At 43.2% G+C, this 20,482-nt stretch carries 11 protein-coding genes; 7 read left to right on the top strand and 4 right to left on the bottom strand.

The window, feature by feature from the left end; all coding sequences use genetic code 11:
- The first annotated feature begins 247 nt into the window (after positions 1-247).
- The 7 genes from SNE25_RS19025 (at position 248) to SNE25_RS18995 (ending at position 16,203) form a co-directional block, all read left to right on the top strand.
- Positions 248-1,342, top strand: a complete 1,095-nt coding sequence (locus SNE25_RS19025; protein ID WP_321560579.1) for a FecR family protein — start codon at positions 248-250, stop codon at positions 1,340-1,342.
- A 181-nt stretch (positions 1,343-1,523) separates the two neighbouring features.
- Positions 1,524-4,922, top strand: coding sequence for a TonB-dependent receptor (locus SNE25_RS19020; RefSeq protein WP_321560578.1), 3,399 nt, complete (start codon positions 1,524-1,526; stop codon positions 4,920-4,922).
- Between the two features lie 4 nt (positions 4,923-4,926).
- Positions 4,927-6,402, top strand: a complete 1,476-nt coding sequence (locus tag SNE25_RS19015; RefSeq protein WP_321560577.1) for a RagB/SusD family nutrient uptake outer membrane protein — start codon at positions 4,927-4,929, stop codon at positions 6,400-6,402.
- Positions 6,403-6,627: 225 nt separating this feature from the next.
- Positions 6,628-8,832: an alpha-N-acetylglucosaminidase gene (locus tag SNE25_RS19010; protein WP_321560576.1), complete on the top strand. Its 2,205-nt coding sequence runs from the start codon at positions 6,628-6,630 to the stop codon at positions 8,830-8,832.
- Positions 8,832-11,780: a beta-galactosidase gene (locus tag SNE25_RS19005; RefSeq protein WP_321560575.1), complete on the top strand. Its 2,949-nt coding sequence runs from the start codon at positions 8,832-8,834 to the stop codon at positions 11,778-11,780. Before SNE25_RS19010 ends, SNE25_RS19005 begins: the two co-directional genes overlap by 1 nt.
- Positions 11,781-11,794: 14 nt before the next feature.
- Entirely contained in the window at positions 11,795-12,922 is a 1,128-nt protein-coding gene (locus SNE25_RS19000) for an acyltransferase family protein (RefSeq protein WP_321560574.1), read from the top strand.
- Positions 12,923-12,930: 8 nt separating this feature from the next.
- Positions 12,931-16,203: a GH92 family glycosyl hydrolase gene (locus SNE25_RS18995; RefSeq protein WP_321560573.1), complete on the top strand. Its 3,273-nt coding sequence runs from the start codon at positions 12,931-12,933 to the stop codon at positions 16,201-16,203.
- Here SNE25_RS18995 and SNE25_RS18990 read toward each other — a convergent pair.
- The 4 genes from SNE25_RS18990 to SNE25_RS18975 are packed head-to-tail and all read right to left on the bottom strand — an operon-like array spanning position 16,200 to position 20,476.
- Positions 16,200-16,721 (bottom strand): hypothetical protein, encoded by a 522-nt coding sequence (locus SNE25_RS18990; RefSeq protein WP_321560572.1) that lies wholly within the window; start codon positions 16,719-16,721, stop codon positions 16,200-16,202. The genes SNE25_RS18995 and SNE25_RS18990 overlap by 4 nt on opposite strands.
- Positions 16,714-17,985 (bottom strand): phthiocerol/phthiodiolone dimycocerosyl transferase family protein, encoded by a 1,272-nt coding sequence (locus SNE25_RS18985; RefSeq protein WP_321560571.1) that lies wholly within the window; start codon positions 17,983-17,985, stop codon positions 16,714-16,716. Before SNE25_RS18985 ends, SNE25_RS18990 begins: the two co-directional genes overlap by 8 nt.
- Positions 17,982-19,265: a condensation domain-containing protein gene (locus SNE25_RS18980; protein WP_321560570.1), complete on the bottom strand. Its 1,284-nt coding sequence runs from the start codon at positions 19,263-19,265 to the stop codon at positions 17,982-17,984. Before SNE25_RS18980 ends, SNE25_RS18985 begins: the two co-directional genes overlap by 4 nt.
- The gene (locus SNE25_RS18975; protein ID WP_321560569.1) at positions 19,262-20,476 is read right to left on the bottom strand and encodes a glycosyltransferase; all 1,215 of its coding nucleotides are present in this window, start codon (positions 20,474-20,476) and stop codon (positions 19,262-19,264) included. The genes SNE25_RS18980 and SNE25_RS18975 overlap by 4 nt, the downstream gene beginning before the upstream one ends.
- Positions 20,477-20,482: the final 6 nt, after the last annotated feature.

The raw sequence follows: 20,482 nt of genomic DNA, 5'->3' as shown, positions 1-20,482 counted from the left end.
CTTATGCAGGCGTTGCTTACTCCCCGTAACCTTTAATAACAGGAGCAGTAGGAAATAGGTATGGCACAATTGCTTGGGTGGTAATACCCGAACTGACTATTTTTAAAGCATGGGTCTGTAAACTCTTCTTGCGTAAAAGTGTGAACTCACCTGGTGTTATTTACCAATCAAATGGTGCCGAAAAAAAAGTTTTATTTTCTTTAAGAAAAAGCGCCTGTTGCTGTGTCCTTACAGCATACTAATTATTATGGGCAAATCCAGGTTTATTGAGCTAATGGCTAAAAGTATGGGCAAAACCGCTACCGAAGCTGAATTGGCCGAGCTCGAAGTGTTTTTTAAACAATTTCCGGAATATAAAAGAATGCACCAGGTTACCGATACTTTAAAAGGTAATACCGGTCAATTAAATGAATCAAAACAAAAAAATATAAGCGAAAAGTTAGAAGAGCTTTGGTATAAAATTAAAGCTTCAAATGAGGCGCCTGTAATATATATTGAAACAGAGCAACCAAAGCCTGCTTTTAAATGGCAATGGGCTGCTGCAGCCATTTTGGTATTAGGGATGGCGTGCAGTTTATTTTATATACGCGAGTTTAAACAGCGGGATGAGGCTGCCCGGCTTGTGATGCATACCATCCATATACCTTACGGCACAACCCAAAAGCTGGTAATGCCCGATGGTACTAAAGTAACCCTGAATGCAGGGAGCGAGTTTACTTATCCCGAAACGTTTTCAAAAAACACAAGGGAGGTTAGCCTTAACGGTGAAGGTTTTTTTGAAGTAACAAAGAATCCGAAGAAACCATTTCTTGTACACACCAAAAAGCTTACAGTAAAAGTACTGGGAACGGTATTTAATGTGAAAGCCTATAATGATGATAAAACAACAGAAACCACTTTATTGAAAGGTAAAGTGAAGGTTGAACTAAAAAATAACCCTGAAAAAACAATTATCCTACTGCCCAACGAAAAGTTAATGGTAAGCAATAACCTGCCCCAAACAACGGCTGTAGCAAATCATAATGTTAATGTAGCTAAAATTGAATATCAGGTTATTACATTGCCAAGAGTTAAACCCGAAGAGATCAAAGAAACAGCCTGGCTTGACAACAGGATATTATTTACTAACGAGCTATTTGAAGACGTAGCCAAACAAATAGAACGCAAATATAATGTGCAGGTAGCATTTGAAGATCAGGCGCTTAAAACCGAGCAAATTAGTGGTCTGCTTGATCAGGAGCCACTACAAAAGGCTATGCAAATTATTGAAATGACAACTCCGTTCCAATTCAGAATAGAGGGAAGCACTATTTACCTGTCGCGAAAAGAGAAACAAAACTGATTTAATAACCCCTTAAACTAACGCTATGACATTGAAAAATTACCTATCAGATTCCTGAAAATCCAATAAACAAGGGAAGAGCTGGCACTCCTCCCTGTAAAAACAAATAGGATTTATTTAACAAGAGTAAGGTATTGTAACACAAGGCTTACTCTATCCATTAATTTTCAAAACAAATGTAATGAAAAAAACAAGAAGGGTATTTCCGCTTCAGGGTGTACCCGTATGTCTAAAAGTTATTTTGCTGATGAAAGCAGTATTTTTTATAATTCTGGTTACATGCATGCAAGTTTCGGCAAGTGTATATTCTCAGCAAAAATTTACGCTTAGTATCAAGCAAACCGAAGTAAGCAGCATACTAACCAAAATTCAAAAACAAAGTGATTATCGTTTCTTTTACAACTACTCGGTTATTAAAAGGCTGGGGAAAGTTGATCTTAACGTAAAGGATGCAACGATAGACCAGATCTTAAGCACAATTATCGATAATAAACTTTCCTACAAAATGAGCGATGACCATGTGGTGATCATCTCAAACCAGGAAGATGCCAACAAGCAGGCCATTATAAAAGGGAAAGTTGTTGATAAAACAGGCGAACCATTGATAGGTGTAAGCGTAAAGCTTCAGGGTACCAATGTGGGTGTTACTACTGATGTTAACGGCAGCTTCAGCATTAACGCCCCCGACGATGGCGTACTGGAACTAACGTATATTGGTTATGCCAAAAAGGTAATCCCGATTAGCGGCAATCATAACCTGTCAATTACTATGGATGCGCTGCCATCAGCCTTAAATGAGGTGGTGGTAGTAGGTTATGGTACCACTAAAAAAATTGACCTTACAGGTTCAGTGGCCAGTGTTAAAGGTACCGATATTCAAAATTTACCGGTGAGCTCTGCTGCGCAGGCATTGGATGGCAGGGCCAGTGGTGTTAACATTGTGCGTAATGATGGTTCGCCGGGGTCCGCGCCCAGTATCAGGATACGTGGTACAGGTACCCTTAATGATGCCAACCCACTTGTAGTGGTTGATGGTGTACCAACCAGCAACGTTGATGCGCTAAGTGATATCAATCCGAATGATATTGCCTCTGTCGACATTTTGAAAGATGCCTCTGCAAGCGCTATTTACGGTACACGTGCGGCAAATGGAGTAGTTTTGGTAACCACAAAAAAGGGTACCTATAATCAAAAACTGGGTACTACGGTCAATTTTTATAATGGCTTCTCTAAGTCAACCAAATATATCGACTTACTTACTGCGCCAGATCTGTATAAATTAAAAAGAGAACGTTATACCAATGACGGTGTTGCTATAGATGCACCCTGGAATAATGATTATTATGCTACACAAAGAACTGATTGGCAGCGGGCCATTATGGGTACAGGCCATGTAACCAGCGGCGATGTCAATATAACAGGCGGTAATGATGTATCAAACTATTACTTTTCAACTTCTCTTTATAATGAGGATGGTATTATTGATAAAACCAATTTTAAACGTTTCAGTACCCGCATTAATTCAGAGCATAAAATAAAGCCCTGGCTTAAACTCGGCGAAAATATTCAGTTAACCTATACAGATAACAACGGGTTTGATACGTACAGCTCACAAACAGGTTTAATTTTCTCGGCATTGCGTTTTAACCCGGCCATACCTTTGGTAAACCCGGATGGTACTTATGGTACCTCAAAAGCATTTGCCAATCAGTTAGGTGATATCAACAGCCCTTATGCAACCATCCAGCAAGCTGATCGTTACACCCGGAAATACAGGGCTTTAGCTAATGCGTTTGCCGAAATTACTTTTATAAAAGACCTAAAACTGCGTGTTAATTATGCTTTTGATGGCACCATTAACCGTGGATATAACTTTAGTATACAGGATCTGAACCAGGCCAGGCAAAACACCAGCTCTACTTTAACACAAACAGAGGCCGAAGTTGCCTCGCAGTTATTGGAAGCGTTTGTTACTTATGATAAAACATTTGGTAAAAGTCATGTTGTTTTTACCGGAGGATATTCTTATCAGAATTTTAAAGGCGGCAACTTTGCCGCAGGCCGTGTTGGCTATGATGATACTTCGCCAGATCAAAGGATCTTAGACTTGGGAACCTCGCTTTTAACCGCGTCGGGCAATTATAAATTCCCTTCGGCGGGCGGAGGCCTTGACAAAGTTTCGGCGCTGGAGTCGGGTTTTGGAAGATTGTTTTATGATTATGATGGACGCTTTTTAGCTACGGTGACTTTCCGTGCTGATGGTTCATCAAAATTTGGCCCAACCAATAAATGGGGGTACTTCCCTGCATTTTCACTGGGATGGAGACTATCCAACGAACAATTTATTAAAAACATCAACTGGATCAGTAACCTGAAACTTACCGGTGGCTGGGGCGAGTTAGGCAACCAGAGTGTTGACGGGTTTCAATACGTGAGTACCATAACGGTAAATAACACTTATGGCAATGGTGGTTACGCTTTCGGCGGAACAGGGGTAAGCGGAGCTGCTATTACCACTATAGCCAATCCCGATATTCATTGGGAACGTACATCAATGGCCAATGTTAGTTTAGACGCGGGCTTTTTGAACAATCGGTTAAATACAACCATTACCTATTTTAATAAGGATACCAAAGACATGCTGTTGGCGCCACCAGAGGTAGGCACTTTTGGATTAGTAGCTATTCCCGACAGAAATATTGGTAAAATGAATAACCGTGGCGTTGAACTGGAGGTTAATTACCAGGGCGGTGATAAGGTAAAATATTCTGTGGGCGCAAATGCTTCTTTTATTAAAAACAAGGTAACCGAATTAAATGGCGCCGGTTCATTTGTAGGTTCGGTTGTTTATGGCCGTTCAAGCCAGGAAATTTCCAGGACATATCAGGGTCAGCCTATTTCATCATTCTACGGATGGAAAACCAATGGCCTATACCAAACCCAGGCCGATATCGACAATGATCCGGCTTTGAAGAATGATCCTCGTAAGGGTAATATAAAACCAGGCGACGTACGTTTCCTTGATCTGGACGGCAATGGTTTGATAGACGGTAACGACCGTGCTAACCTGGGCAATCCTAACCCTAATGTTACTGCAGGTTTACAAGGCAGCGTATCCTATAAAGGTTTTGACCTTGCCGCAAATTTCACCGGTGTATTTGGTGTTAGCCTGTATAATGCCGACAGGATGCAGGGTATTGATCCAACTTATCCGTTTAACCTGTATGCCGAAACATTGGGCCGCTGGACAGGACCCGGTACCAGCAATACCATTCCGCGGATGTCATTAGACCGTGCAAATGATAATTACCGCACATCTGACCTTTTTGTGGAGAGCGGCAATTATTTCAGCCTTAAAAACGTGACCTTAGGTTACACCCTGCCTGCTGCATGGGCCAAAAAAGCCGCTTTAAATAGCGTAAGAATATATGCATCAGGACAAAATGTATTTATGATAACCAATTATAAAGGTTATACACCTGAACTTGGTTATACAGATGGTAACCTGCAAAGGGGGGTTGATGTAGCCCAATATCCCGCGGTGCGAACAATAACATTTGGTTTAACAGTTAAATTATAACCTCATGAAATCAAAACATATATTATATACAGCAGCTTTGGCAATGGTATTTACCGCAGGCTGTAAAAAAACACTTGAGCTGAACCAAAAGGGCGCTTATGATGCATCAAACTACTTCCGGAACGAGGCCGATGCAGTAAATGCAATAACCGGTATATACAGCTTGCTGGAAGGGGAGGATTATATAGCCCACGCCGAAACAACTTTTGACGTGGCATCTGACGACTATTGGCGCTCAGGCGATCATAGTGAAGATGAGGCCATTGAAAATTTAACTTACGATGCCTCAAACGCGCAGGTTAACTACAGCTGGAAATGGAAATATGAAACCGTTAATCGCTCAACCAATTGTATTTTGAATATTCCGAAGATCACTTCCATTTCACCGGCGGTAAAAACACGCAGTATTGGCGAGGCCTACTTTTTAAGGGCCTTTGGTTACTGGCGCTTAATGGTTATTTATGGCGATGTGCCAATCATTACCGAAGATAATTACACCAAACAAAACTTCAACGTTCCTAAATCACCAATTGAGGATGTACGCAAACAGATTGAATCTGATCTGAAACAGGCCATCACTATGCTTCCCGAAAGTTATGGTGCTGCCGACAGAGGGCGCGTGAGTAAAGGCACAGCACTTGGACTTTTAACTAAATTGTATATGTACTGGGAAAAATTCCCGGAGGCTATAGCTACCGGGCAACAGGTAATATCAAATGCTAACTATGCGCTGGCTGCCAATTACCAGGATAACTTTACCCGTGCAAATGAAAACAGTAAAGAGTTATTATTCTCTATACAGGCAGTTCAAAACATTATCCAAAACGACTTTACTGTTTACTACATTCCACGTCCGTGGGGTGGTTATGGCTTTAGCCAGCCTTTGCAGGGATTGGCAGACGAGTTTGAAGCTAATGATCCGCGTAAACAGGCCACACTGTTGAGCGTAGGCGATAAGGTAGACTTAGGCGACGGCAACGGGCCAACAACATTTACGGCTGACCTTTCGGCCACCGGATATTCTTTCCGCAAATATGCTGTATTTAATGCAGCGGCCGCCGGTGGCGGTGTTGACCATACCTTCGCTGTACCTTTAATGCGCTCTGCTGATATTTACCTTTTGGTGGCCGAAGCTTTAATCCGTACCAAAGGTGCCGGTGCAGGTGATGCTTTGATTAACCAGGTTAGGCACAGGGCTTCACCTTTATTGAAGCCGGTTTCTGGTGCAGGTATGAAGGAACTGATTCACGAGCGCAGGGTTGAACTTGCCGGTGAAGGCGAACGTCACCAGGACCTGATGCGCTGGGACAAAGACAAAATTGTTGATATCGCGGCTATCTATAACTCACCAGTATCTAAGGCGCCGCTTGACAAAAACAAGAATGTTGTTTTCATCCGTCCTAAACATTATTATTATCCAATCCCTCAGGTTGAAATTGATAAGAGTAAGGGAATTTTAAAACAAAATCCTAACTTTTAAAGGATGACTAAATAAATGCCGGCAATCAGCGTTAAAGTTTCTCTCGCAGATGCTTTGTTCTGGTTGTCGGCATTTTATAGCTAAACCCGCTATATAAAATTGTCATTTCGGACGAGGAACGAGGAGAATCTTATACAATCTGCAAAGCGAACACCGCTTGTAGTATAAGATTTCTCTCTGCGTTCGAAATGCCATTAATGTTTTATACACGTTACATACTGTTAAATGAAAAAATATTTACTGCTGCTTGTTGTTTTTATTTCTGCTTTAAACGCCAATGCCCAGGTTGATCAAAAAGCGTCATACGCCTTTATTGAACGGATTATTCCTGGCAAAAGCGGCTCATTTATCATTGAGGAAATTCCGCCGCAAAACGGTAAGGATATTTTTGAACTTGACAGCAACGGCGGTAAAATTGTTTTACGCGGCAACAATGGTTTATCCATTGCTTCGGCATTAAATTACTATCTCAAAAATTATTGTTTCTGCGATATTGGCTGGAACGGTACCAATCTTAATTTGCCGGCAACCTTACCCATGGTTAAAAGGCCGGTTCATAAAACTACGCCTTACCAATATCGTTATTATTTAAACTACTGTACTTACAATTACTCTATGGCCTGGTGGGATTGGGACCGCTGGCAAAAGGAAATTGACTGGATGGCGTTGAACGGGATTAACCTGCCACTTGCCATTACTGGCGAAGAAGCTGTTTGGCAAACCGTGTATAAAAGCATGGGCTTTACCGATAAACAACTTGATGAGTTTTTTAGCGGCCCTGCTTATTTTGCCTGGTTTTGGATGGGCAACATTGATGCCTGGGGAGGCCCGCTGCCGCAGCATTGGATGGACTCGCATAAAGAACTTCAGAAAAAGATATTAGAGCGTGAACGCTCATTTGGTATGAAACCTGTTTTGTCTTCATTTACAGGGCATGTTCCGCCATCGTTTAAAGATAAATTCCCCGGCGCTAAAGTTAAAAAGACCAACTGGGATGCCGGTTTTCCCGATGTTTATATCCTTGACCCCGACGATCCGATGTTTGAAACCATCGGTAAAAAATATATAGATGCCCAAACCAAAGAGTTTGGTACAGACCACCTGTACTCTGCCGATACTTTTAATGAAAATGTGCCGCCAACCAATGATTCTACCTACCTGGATGGCATGAGCAAAAAAGTGTTCAACTCCATGGCTGCCGCCGACCCAAAAGCCATTTGGGTAATGCAGGGCTGGATGTTTCATTACAACAACAAATTCTGGCAGCCGCAGCAGATCAAAGCTCTGTTAAATGCAGTTCCGAACGAGCAAATGATCGTATTAGACCTGTACAGCGACGCCCACCCGGTTTGGAACCGTACGGAGGCTTATTATGGTAAGCCCTGGATCTGGAGCATGCTGCAGAATTTCGGCGGGAACATCAGCCTGTTTGGTCGCATGCGTCACGTAGCCGCCGACCCGGCCATAGCGCTGCACGATCCCGAATCAAAAAACATGCGCGGCATAGGCATAACGCCCGAAGGCATTGAGCAAAACCCAGCCCTGTTTGCCCTCATGCTGGAAAACGTTTGGACAGATACCCCCATTGACGTAGATAAATGGCTTATCAACTATGCGCAAAGACGTTATGGCCAAAGCAACAACCAGATAAATGACGCCTGGCACATTCTCCTGAATACCGTTTACACCGGCGGCCTAACCGAGGGCGGGCAGGAATCTATCATCGTAGCCAGGCCTACCATGAAAAAAAGCATCGACCGGGTACTCACCAAATTAGATTATGACCCTGCTCAATTAGCTAAAGCCTGGGGTTTGTTCATCAATACTGCCGACAGCCTCCAAGAAAGCGATGGTTTTCAGTATGATATAGTTGATATTACCCGGCAGGTGCTGGCTAACTATGCCAATCCATTACAACAGAAGGTAGCCGCGGCTTACCAAAGCAAAGACCAGGCACATTTTAAACAATACAGTGCCGAATTTTTACAGCTGATGGATGACCTGGATGCTTTGCTAAGCACCCGTAAGGATTTTTTATTAGGTAAATGGATCAGCGAGGCCAGGGCCAACGGCATCACCGATAAAGAAAAGAACCTATATGAATTTAATGCCCGCGATCTGGTGACGCTTTGGGGCGATAAGGAAAGCGGTTTGCGCGAGTACTCTAACCGTCAATGGGCTGGTCTTATTAAAGGCTATTATAAGCCCCGCTGGGCTATGTATTTTAGTCAGCTGGATAAATCACTTGCCACAGGTACCGTCTTTGACGATAAAGCCTTTGACAAACAGGTAAAAGATTGGGAATGGCAATGGGTAAACAGGCATGATAACGCTTACCCTAATACCACGAGCGGTAAGCCGGTTGAAAAGGCCAAACAGTTATTTGAAAAATACAATAACGTTATTCAGCAAACATACAGTCAACAGTAATGAACAGGCGCATTTATATTGTCCTTTGGGTTTTATGGTTGTTGGTTTGTGCTAACAAAAGCTATGGCCAGGCTGTTAATGATCATATTTTCCCAGTCAGCGATTCGGCCAAACCGTTTATCGATTTCGATAGGAAAGGCTTTTTAATAAACGGCAAGCGCACTTTTCTGGCTTCAGCAGGGTTGGAGTATGCCCGCGTGCCTCGGCAGTTGTGGTATGACAGGCTGTTGCGCTTAAAACGCGCCGGTTTTAACTGTGTTGAGGTATATACCTTATGGAATTTTCATGAACCGATTGAAGGCAAGTTCAACTTTAGCGGCGACCATGATCTGAATGCTTTTTTAGCCACAGTTAAAAGTCTGGGTATGTACGCCATTGTTAGGGTAGGCCCGTATTATTGTGCCGAGTGGGATTTGGGCGGTTATCCGATATGGCTTAAGTTTAAACCCGGCTTGCGTGTGCGCGAAGACAATGAGGAGTTTGAAAAATGTGTGGATCGTTTTTTTGATAAGTTGTTGCCCATTGTTTTTAACCAGCAAATAAACAAAGGCGGCCCCGTGATCATGGTGCAATTAGAAAATGAGCACAATAATGGCTGGGGAACGGTAATACCTGATAATTACTTTAAACGCCTGCAAAGCAAAGTGCTTAGCCTGGGTATACAGGTTCCGTACTTTTTTAGCGGGCTGCACCATGCCAGCGATCCCGCAGGCGATGGCACACTGGATGATGCTAAACGGCCAAACCCATGGTTTTCTACCGAGTTCTGGAGCGTATGGTATTCGCAATACGGCGCAAAGCCAACCGACTCGGCGGTGTACGCCCGCCGTACCTGGAAAATCATAGCGCATGGCGGTGGCGGTTATAACTATTACATGGCGCACGGCGGCTCCAACTTTGGCTATACCAATAATGATGAAGATGCCGCTTCTTATGATTACGGCTCGGCGTTGGGGCAGTCAGGTGATCTGCGTCCTATTTATTATGGGTTTAAACGTGCGGCACTTTTTGCCCGCGGCTTTCAGGATATATTGGAAAACTGTACTGATGCAACCGGCGCTTATCAGGATATCGTCACCGACAGTACTATAAAAGTAACCGCGAGGTCAGCCGATATTGGTGATCTTATTTTTCTGGATAATCCATCTAAAAAGCAGGTTAAAGCAAAGGTTAAGGTCGATAAAGATATCCCCGCGGCAAGTATCACTCTGGCCCCTGACGAGATTTATCCTCTGGTGCACAACTATACCTTAAACAGTAATATAACGCTTAACTGGGCGCTTACACGCGTATATGGCCTGGTTAAACAAGGCAATACCACTACCATTTTAGCGGAGGCAAGCGGCGAAAATCCGGCTTTATTTTATTTTAAAGTGAACGGCAAGCCGGTTGCTACCCAGGATGCCAAAGCATTTAAAATAAAAGATGGCAATATCAGTGTTGCGGCAACCCTGCAAGCAGATAACCCAGCTGAATACAGTTTTGAAGTTTCCGGCCAGCGTGTTCGTATTTTGGTTGGAGATGCCCGGGGGATGGATAAAACCTGGATAACCGAAGCGAGCGGATCATCGGTTATTGTTACCGGCACATCATACCTGGCAGGCCTGAGTGTGCAAAATAAACAACTATTGTCAAAAGCTGAATACCCGTTGTTAGCTAAAAAAAATGGGGCAGCACGCTTATATCTGGAGAATAAGTCAATTTTATTAAATGCTGTATATCAGCAAAATAAACAATTTTCATCAACTGTAACTTTATCTTCCTGGCAAAACAAAAATGCCGCTGTTTATGCTGCACCGGCTTATAACGATACCAGTTGGTTCAAGTCAACCGATCCGCAGCAGATGGGCGCGGATAATAACCTTACCGCTGATGCCTGGTACCGTACCACGGTAGACATTCCATCAACCGGAAAATATACCATGCAAGTTGATGGCGGAGACCGTGCCACAGCCTTTATTGACGGCAAAAAGGTAAGCCAATGGAAAGTGCGCGATGGTGAAGTAACTTTTAACCTCGAAAAAGGTAAACACACACTGGCCATATTTACCGCGCATGACGGCCGCGATAAATTGGCGGCCTACATAGGTTCTATAACCGACGTAGATAAAAAGGGCCTGTCAGGGCAGGTTCAGCTTAAACAGGGCGGGCCTTTTATATCCACCACCAACAACTGGTATTTTATCAAAGCCGAAAAAGCCGACGATGTGAAAAATGCTATTCCCGCGTTTGATACAACCAGCTGGAAAAAGTATAAAATTGGCGATGATGTATTTAACAAGCAGCAGGGTTTTGGCTGGTTTCAAACCATTATCCCGGTTCAGGCCGGTAATCCTTCCAAACTCACCATCAATTTCAGAAGTGTGGATGAGGACGCTACCGTATTTATTAACGGCAAGCAGGTAAGCCAGCATAAAGGCTGGAACTCACCTTTTGCAGTAGAAGTTAATGACGCAGCCATACTCCAACAACCCATTACGCTTACGGTATTCATCGAAAATAACTCCAATGAGGGTGGAATAGATCAACCCGTAAAAATTAACAGTATTGGTGACGGCATGGTATTAACGAGGTGGAAAATGTTTGGAAACCCCGGTGATTTTGCAACTGCCGATGGCTGGAATAAGCTGACAGCAAAAACAAGGTTTGAAGGACCACAGTTCTACCGTTCACAATTTACTGTTCCGCAGGTGCCGGGTAAACAGTTGATATGGCGCGTGCATGCCGATGGCTTAAGCTATGGTTCGGTATGGGTAAACGGGCACAACCTGGGGCGCTATCCCGAAAAAATTGGTAACATTGGTATGTATATACCGGAGTGCTGGCTAAAACCAGGCGCTAATCAACTGATAATTTACGACGAAAACGGCAATCGGCCCGATAAGGTAAGTATGCGTCTTGAAAAGCCAGCCAGTCGGGCTATTTATACACTTCAGGGAAAATTCTAAATAGATAAAGATACATGGCTTTAGCAAAAGACAGATTTATAACACTCGACATTTTCAGGGGGATGACGATATGTTTCATGATTATTGTGAATGCTCCCGGTTCGGGCACGGTGCAATGGGCGCCGCTTGATCATGCTGCATGGTTTGGCTTTACCCCAACCGACCTTGTTTTTCCGTCGTTCCTTTTCGCGGTGGGTAACGCGCTGAGCTTTTCAAAAAACAAATTTGAAAGCAACAGCGCCTTTCTGCGTAAAATAAGTAAACGTACCATCATCATATTTTTGCTGGGCTACCTGATGTACTGGTTCCCGTTCTTCCATCGCGAAGCAGGAAGCTGGGCCTTTAATCCGCTCGCCAATACCCGTATTATGGGTGTGTTGCAGCGCATAGCCATTTGTTACTTTTTTGGCTCGCTAATAGTTCATTATTGCAGCAAACGGACAGCGGTTATCATTTCAGTTATGTTATTGCTCGGCTACTGGGTGTTTTTATTATTGCTTGGTGAGCCCGGAAAGGAACTAACCATGCTGGGCAATGCCGGTACCCGTCTTGATATTTTAATTATGGGGAATGCCCATCTGTACCATGACAAGGGCGGGCCAATAGCTTTTGACCCTGAAGGCCTGCTCAGTACCTTGCCCGCCATTGTAAACGTAATAGCCGGATATCTGGCCGGAACTTACATCCAGCGTAAGGGCCGCAATTTTGAGTCGGTGGCCAATTTGTTAATTGCGGGCGCTTGCCTTATTGGTATAGCCCTGTTTTGGGCGCAGTTTTTCCCGTTGGCTAAAAAACTATGGACAAGTACTTTTACCTTGCTTACCATTGGCATTGATCTGGTAATTATTGGTGTGCTCATTTATGTTATAGAACTAAAGAATATTAAGCGGGGCACTAACTTTTTCCTGGTTTTTGGTCGTAACTCGTTGGCTATTTACCTGCTATCGGAATTGTTGTTCACTGTCATTTCGACCTTGTGGGTAAAACCAGGCCTCAGTTTTTATGACTGGATAAACCAGGTGTTTTACCAGCCGCTTTTTCCCGGTGCGTTTGGCACGCTGGTTTTTGCAGTAAGCTATATGATGTTGTGCTGGCTGGTAGGGTATATAATGGATAAACGAAAGATCTACATTAAAATATAAGGTGTTTAATGAATAATGTAATTTTCGGAGTAAGGCTGGCGCTGTTTTCGTTGTTGATTTTAATAACGGCAGATATTCATGCACAACAAAAAACGCATTTAAACTATGTAAACCCCTTTATTGGCACCACCAAAAGCGGTGTGCTTACCCATTGGGGTGGCGATGGCGGTACGTATCCCGGCGCGGTTGCCCCATCAGGTTTCGTCCAGATCAGTCCGGAAACCCGCACAGGAGGAGTGAGGGGTTATAATTATGCCGATTCATCCGTTTATTATTTCAGCTGCCTGGGGCATCATAGCGGCTTTCCAGAGGGATCTGCAGGCCATTTGTTTATCATGCCTGTTGACGGCAGGCAGGATTTTGTACCCGGGCAATATAGCAGTCGCTTCCGGCACCGTAATGAAGTTGCGCGTCCCGGTTATTACAAAGTGAAATTTAATGATAACAACATCGTAACTGAAGCCAGCGCGGCTACACGCACAGGCATATTACGTTTTACTTTCCCGGCTAAAGCAAACGCGCAGGTTTATATCGGGAACGCGGGAAACATCACAGTTATATCGGGTAAGGTTATACATGGTTCGGTATTGAATATAGTGATCAATTTCAGTGAAGCTTTTACCGATAAGAAAGCCGTAAAAAATGGGTATTTATTTAGTTTTAAAAGTACTGCCACTCCGAAAGTTATTGAAATTAAGCTGAGCACATCAACTGTCGGTTACGCAGGCGCACAGCATAATATTGATACGGAAACAGCCGGATTAAGTTTTGAGGCTTTTGCGGCGCGCACGGCAGCTAATTGGACAAAACAATTAAGCACAGTGGATATTACCGACAGCAGCGAGGCTAACAAAACCATATTCTACACCGCGCTTTACCATTCTTTACTGATTCCCTGGGTAATATCTGATGTGGATGGCAATTATCGTGGGGCTGATGGAAAGGTACATCATGCCACCGGAAAATATGAGTATGGTGGATTTTCGCCGTGGGATACTTTCCGGTCGCTGCACCCATTGTTGAGTTTGTTATATCCTGAAAAGCAGAACGACGCTATTTTGTCGATGCTGGATATTTATAAGCAAACCGGTCATTTACCTACCGAAAGTATGACCGGCAATCATGCCATTCCTATAATTGTTGATGCCTATTTAAAAGGCGTTAATGGTTTTGACAAATCACTGGCTTATAAAGCCATGAAAAGCAATATTGTCGATTCGCCATTTGTACAGCAGGATATGGACATATATCACCGCATGGGTTATGTGCCGTATACGAAATCGGAATCGGTTACCCGAACGGTTGAATACGCTTATGACGACTGGACATTAGCTCAATATGCCAAACAGGTAATACATAACCAGCCCGATTATGAGCTTTTGCAAAAACGTGGCCTTAACTATCGAAACCTGTTTTATCCTGCAACCATGTTTATGCTGCCGCGATCTGGATCTGATTTTAAGGTAAATCCGGCGATGTCTGGTTATAAAGAGGGAGATAAATGGGTTTACTCATACTTTGTGCCCCATAACCCTAAAGACCTCGTGAACCTGATGGGTGGAGCAGAAGCATTTGTATCCCGGCTTGATTCTACTTTAAGTAATGATGTTATATTATTTGATAATGAAACAATTATCCATTTGCCCTATTTGTTTAATGCAGCAGGCAGGCCCGATCTGACGCAGAAGTGGTGCAGGGATATTATGCTATCAAGATATAAAAACCGACCGGATGGTTTGCCCGGCAATGACGACCTGGGTGCTATGTCAAGCGCTTATATATTTAATTCATTAGGGATATTCCCGGTAAGTCCCGGCCGGCCGGAGTATGCTATTGGGTCGCCTTTGTTTCAAAGGGTAAAACTGCACCTGGCTAATCATAAAACATTGGTTATAGAGGGTAAGGGGCAATCTGCCGCAAATAAATATGTGGGTTCGTTAACCATCAACAGTAAGTCTTATGAGCAATTATCAGTTTCGCATGCGCTTATTGCACAAGGCGGAACTATGCAATTTACGATGACCAACAAGCCTGCTGATTGGCCGTTGAACAAAGACGCCGCGGTATTATCAGAAACCAAAAGCCCGGTTAATATCAGAATAATAAAATACGACCTAAAGAAAACAAAAGTTGAGCCTGACGAGCCATTATGGTTGTATTTCACTTTGAAGAATAACGGTTCAACAGGTACGAAGAATATAAAATTATTTGCCGGTGGAAAAGAAATTGCTTCCAGAAATATCCTTGTGACAACCGGCCAGACCATAGCAGATTCTATAAGCTGCAGACTATACCGTTTAGGGAAGATAATTGTAGGTATAGGGCAAAAGGACGACAATACTGTTGAAGTAATTGAACCGGCCAAGCCGGTAAAACATCCGTTTGAAATATCGGGTTTAACAGTAAAACCAATTATAAAACAAGGGGATGAGCAGCGTTTAAAATACACCGTAAAAAACCTGACCGGGAGAGATCAACTGGCACATATCCCGGTAGCTATAGGGGATACTGTTTTATATACTGATACCGTACAACTCGTGCCCGGCGAAAGCAAAACACAGGAGCATCATTTTACAGATCGGGTGTCAGGAATTAAGAAGTTGGTTATTAATGATATAGGTGGAACATATAAAGTTTTCAATGATGATTCAGGTTCGGCGTTACTTGATCTTTCGCTTGAAGTAGGTGGTAAAAATCAGCTTACAGACAAATCAGGTTTTGAAAATAACGGACATATTATCGGCACGGATTCAAGCATCAATAAAAATGACAAAAGGGTATTACTGGGCGATCATTGTTTTGTTGAAATACCCAACTCCGCCAGTTTGGATAACATGGGGCAAACCATTAGCATGATGGCCTGGGTTTACCCTCAGGGCGAAGAAAGGGGTTTGGTAGATATGCTCACCAAAGGTGATACGCATGTTTTACAAATGAGCAGCAACAAAACACTTACCTTTTTTGCCGGTGGCTGGGGCCGGGGCGATTGTACCGTAAACCTGCCTGCCGATTGGAAGCAACACTGGCACCATATAGCCGGAGTTTGTAATGGTAACCTGTTATCGGTTTACATTGATGGTAAATTAGCCGGCACATCAACGGTTGAAGGGCCTGTTAATTTATCTGTCGCCAACAAATGGCAGATTGGCAGAAATGAGGAATTTCCTTCAGAACGGGTATTTCACGGTTATATGGACAATGTCAAAATATATGAACAGCCGCTACCAGCTCCGGAGATTATGGAAATTTTCACCAAGGAACAGCAAGGTTTTAAAAATTAAACTGACACAGGTTGCTGAACTTCTTTCCGCAGGTGTTTTTTTAGTTTCCTGATGGGCAGAAAAGTAAAGATAACGGAATATAAACCGGCCATTAAACCATCAACGATGGATAGGAATAAGGCATCAAATTTATAATGATCAGGCAAACTCATATTAACCGCAAGCATGAGGGCAAAAACGGGTAAAAATGTACTGATACCATTGATGCCCGCCATTTGAAAGATGAACCTGTTCCTGTTCAAATCTTCGCTCAGTGTTATATCAATATTTCCCTGGTCAACCTGGAGCATGGTTTTCTTCAGCATATCAAACGTGAGCATAAAAGGCAAAAGGAACGACATAGGTAACATCAGCCTGGCCATATTCTGCCCCCCTTCAAACAAATAAACCGCGTTAAACTTATAGAAACAGAAATACGCGAACGCCGTATTAAATATGATATTGGTAATAACATAATACCACATTCGCTTTCTGACAAAGCGTTGCAGCATGGTTTTATGTTGTTTAAGCTCAGGCATGGGCTAATTGCTGTACGTTGGCAAATAGTAAACCCATAGCTGCGGTCTTGATATTCAATGCCTCAGTTTCGGTCAGGAAAGCATCATTTGACATGAATGTAAAGTCCATTTGATTTTTAAAGGTGGTTGTTACCAGGGTATTTGCATTACGCCACGGAAACGCTACTGTAGGGCTGTAAATAGTTTCCAGTTCAAAATTTTGATAACTCTCCGGGATATTTAACCGACCCATGTTAGAAAACGTAATATCATGCGTACCACCAGTCGCTTTTAAAAGACTGATCATCCGCTTAACAGTAGCATGCATGTATTCGCCCATCCATAACATTTCATGAACTTTCATGGCGTCAATTTTAGCAATAAGGTCGGCTTTAATTTTACGGGCGGCATCCCAGAAATCAGTGTTCGCGTTTTTACTGATGGTCAGTTCCACAATAGGCGCGAAGGCAAACATCATATCCTGCTTTATCTCAGGAATAAAACGCCTGATGTCCACCGGACTGATCACTTTTCCATGGGCTTTATTACCATTTACCTGTTGAAATGCCTCCATAATGGCTACACATAAGGCGGCGTGTACCGATGTATAGGCATTTTTGCAGCTTTCTACAATAGCCAGTGTTTCCTCATGGGTAAGTTTCCAGTGCAGGACATAATTGTTTCCACGCCGATGTTTACTATTAGTGTTTTTAAAAAAGAAAAACAACCTGCCCAAAAAGGCGAACATCCGGGCCTTTCGCACATTTTTAGCGGGATCAAATGTATCCGGCATCAATTCCTTCACCGAGTTAAAAGGAGTATAAGTTTCCAGATCCTGTTGAGGGTTATCCAGCAAGCTCAGTATTTCACGCAATAGCGTTACGCTGGTTGTTCCGTCGCAAATGCAGTGGGGCATTACGAGCAAAAGTTCATGCACTGTTGCCGACCTTATCCAAACCAACCGGGCAAGCGGCTCACTTTCATCCTCAAAAAGTTTAAACCACTCTGTTTGTGATTCCTTTAGCCAATCATCATCAGTAAGCCGTTCTACCATGCGGACAGGTATTTTCCCGATGCGTGCGTTTGATATAAAATAAGGTCCGCCTTTCAAATTTTCATCAATACGTACCCTTAACAAAAGGTGTTTCTGTTGAACTTTAAACAACGCCATTTGCAGGTTGTCCTGATTTATGGCACCTTGTATTTTTGCAGTAAATACGCAATTAAGCGGGGTGGCAGCATCAACATGCATAATCCGCTCTACCATCATTAATTTTCTTTTCATACGGCTGTGGCTGGTGTTAGGTGAGCAGTTTGCTCCTGGATAATGTCGACGATCCTTTCCTTTATCAACAATGCTTCGTCATAAGGAATAAATAGTTCATTTCCGATAAAGGTAAAATCCATCAGACCGCGATATGTAGATGCTACAAAACCTGTGGTATTACCAAAAGGGCCAACAGCCGATGGACTGTAAATGGTTTCTACTTCAAATGACCGATACTGATGTTCGATACCTATCCGCCCCAGGTTGGAAAACAGAAAATCATTATCGGGCTTACTGTACCTTAAAAAATCAATCAGGTAGTTTATGGATGAATGCGATTCCTCAAACATCATGATCATTTGATAGGGATCAAGTTTGGCTATTTTTGTATTGATAACTTCCTGCATCTTTTTGGCATTATCAATAAAATTTAACTTATTGTCGGCAGCTAAAGCCACCATTGACACAAATGCAAAAATGCAGTCTTCTTTTATCAGGGGCATGTACTTCCTGATATCAACAGGGCATGCTATGTTATTAAAGAATTTTTCTTTTCTTATCTCCTGGAAAGCCTTTAATATGACCACACATAACAGAGTATTTATGGTAACACCGGCAGATTTAGATGTGAGCACTAACTGGTTGCCCAGGTCCTTATCCAGTTTCCAGTGTATCATGTAATCCTTTCCCCGTTTCGGTAATTTTCTGTTAACCGGAATTATCCACAGTAAAAAATGATTCAGCAACCCCTTTAACTTTGCCTTGATGATCCTCTTTTTGTTTTCCAGTACTTCGGCCGGTACAATATCATACATACTCAGGATCGGGGCCTGTTTGCCAATGTCTGTCTGGCTGTTATTCAGCACTTTTAACAGATCGGCTAAAATTGACATGGCTGTGCGGCCATCACAAAGGCAGTGGTGCATTACAAGTATCAGGTCTGAGGCGTGTTCGCCTTTTATCCATATCACCCTCATCAACGGGCCTTTACCGGTGTTAAATGAGGTCGACCATTCGTTCGTTACTTCCGTTTCCCAATCGTCATCACTTATCCGGGCCATCGTTCTTACCGGGATTGGGTTATCGGCAGCTTCATCAACAACAAACCATGGCATGTTATACTTATCAACCTCAATAAATGCCTTTAGTAGCGGATGCTTTTCCTGTATCCTACTTAGGGCAAAATTTAAATCAGCTTCGGAGAAACTCCCGTGAATTTTTATGGGCACTACAGCGTTGAAGGCCTTTTTTCCGTCCCCATAAATTACCCTTTCGGCAAATAACAGTTTTCTTTTCATAGCCGCTGATTAAAGGGTTCAAGAACTTGTTCAGCTTTGGCAAAATCTTCCAGCAGTTGAACGGCTTTATCATTTCCGCCCGCTGCCAAAAAAGTTTCTTTTACTTTTAATGCGGCATTACAGTATTGTGGTTCCCGGAGCAGTTTAAATACCGTTTCGCGCAGATCGTTTATCCGCAGGCGCTTATAGCGTATGCTGATACCCGCACCCGAATTTTCAATAAGCTTGGCCGTATGGAAATGATCATATGCTATAGGGGTGATGAGCATTGGCAAGCCGTTTGTAAACGTATCATTCACGGTATTAAAGCCACCATGACATATTACCATATCCATGTGCGGCATCAGTTCAGATTGTGGTACAAATCCGTTCACAATAAAGTTATCAGGCCATGTTTCAAAGATATCCGGATTGGTGGCCGCTATTATGGTCACCGGCTCACCGGCAAACGCGGTGATCAGCTTTTGGAAAAACTCCTTACGTATATCGACGAGCAAGGTGCCCAGCGAAACAAAAACTTTTGGCGTGGTAACTTTGGCCAGTTTGTCCCAGTCAAAGGGGGCTTCATTTGGCCGGCCTTTTACCGGGCCAACAAATTTCATGTGTGCAGGCGCCTCATTAAACCCGGCAAAGGTTTGTGAGGTGAATATTAGGTTGAGCTTATGCGAATGGATAAATATTTCCTCCCCATAAATTCCAAGCTCCCTCTGAAGCCCTTTAATAAGGTTTTGCTGCCATTCAAATATCTTAGGCGCACTGTTCGCGGTATCGCCCATTACATCGGGTGGCACGGGGGTGGTTGTTACACTTGGGATACCTTTGATATGAGCACATAAGGCCCCGGCAAAAGTAATACAGTCGTTAATGATCACGTCTGGTTTCCAGGCATCAACAAAATTGCTTAAACCAGGTATCATGATACGGGCGAATGGAACATAGGTTTCTTCCAGCGCCAGTTTCATTACTTCGGGACCTGAACACGCCGGGCCATCATCCTGGCGTTTTAATATGCGGGTTATTTGTTCCTGGTATTCTTCCAGTTCGGCTTCGGGTACTATAAATTCACCGCCGGGCGGTATATGTTTAGCTGCGAGCGGCGTTATCCCCAGCCATTTTACTTCGTGACCACGGGCTATTAAACTGGCGCCTATACTCAATGTAGGGCTGATGTGACCAAAAAACGGAGGGACAACAAATAAAAATCTTGCCATGATTGT

Origin of the sequence: Mucilaginibacter sabulilitoris, from assembly GCF_034262375.1 — a bacterium.
Taxonomy (GTDB): domain Bacteria; phylum Bacteroidota; class Bacteroidia; order Sphingobacteriales; family Sphingobacteriaceae; genus Mucilaginibacter; species Mucilaginibacter sabulilitoris.
The sequence above is the reverse complement of the archived record's forward strand: the minus strand, read 5'-3'. Positions and strand labels throughout refer to the sequence as shown.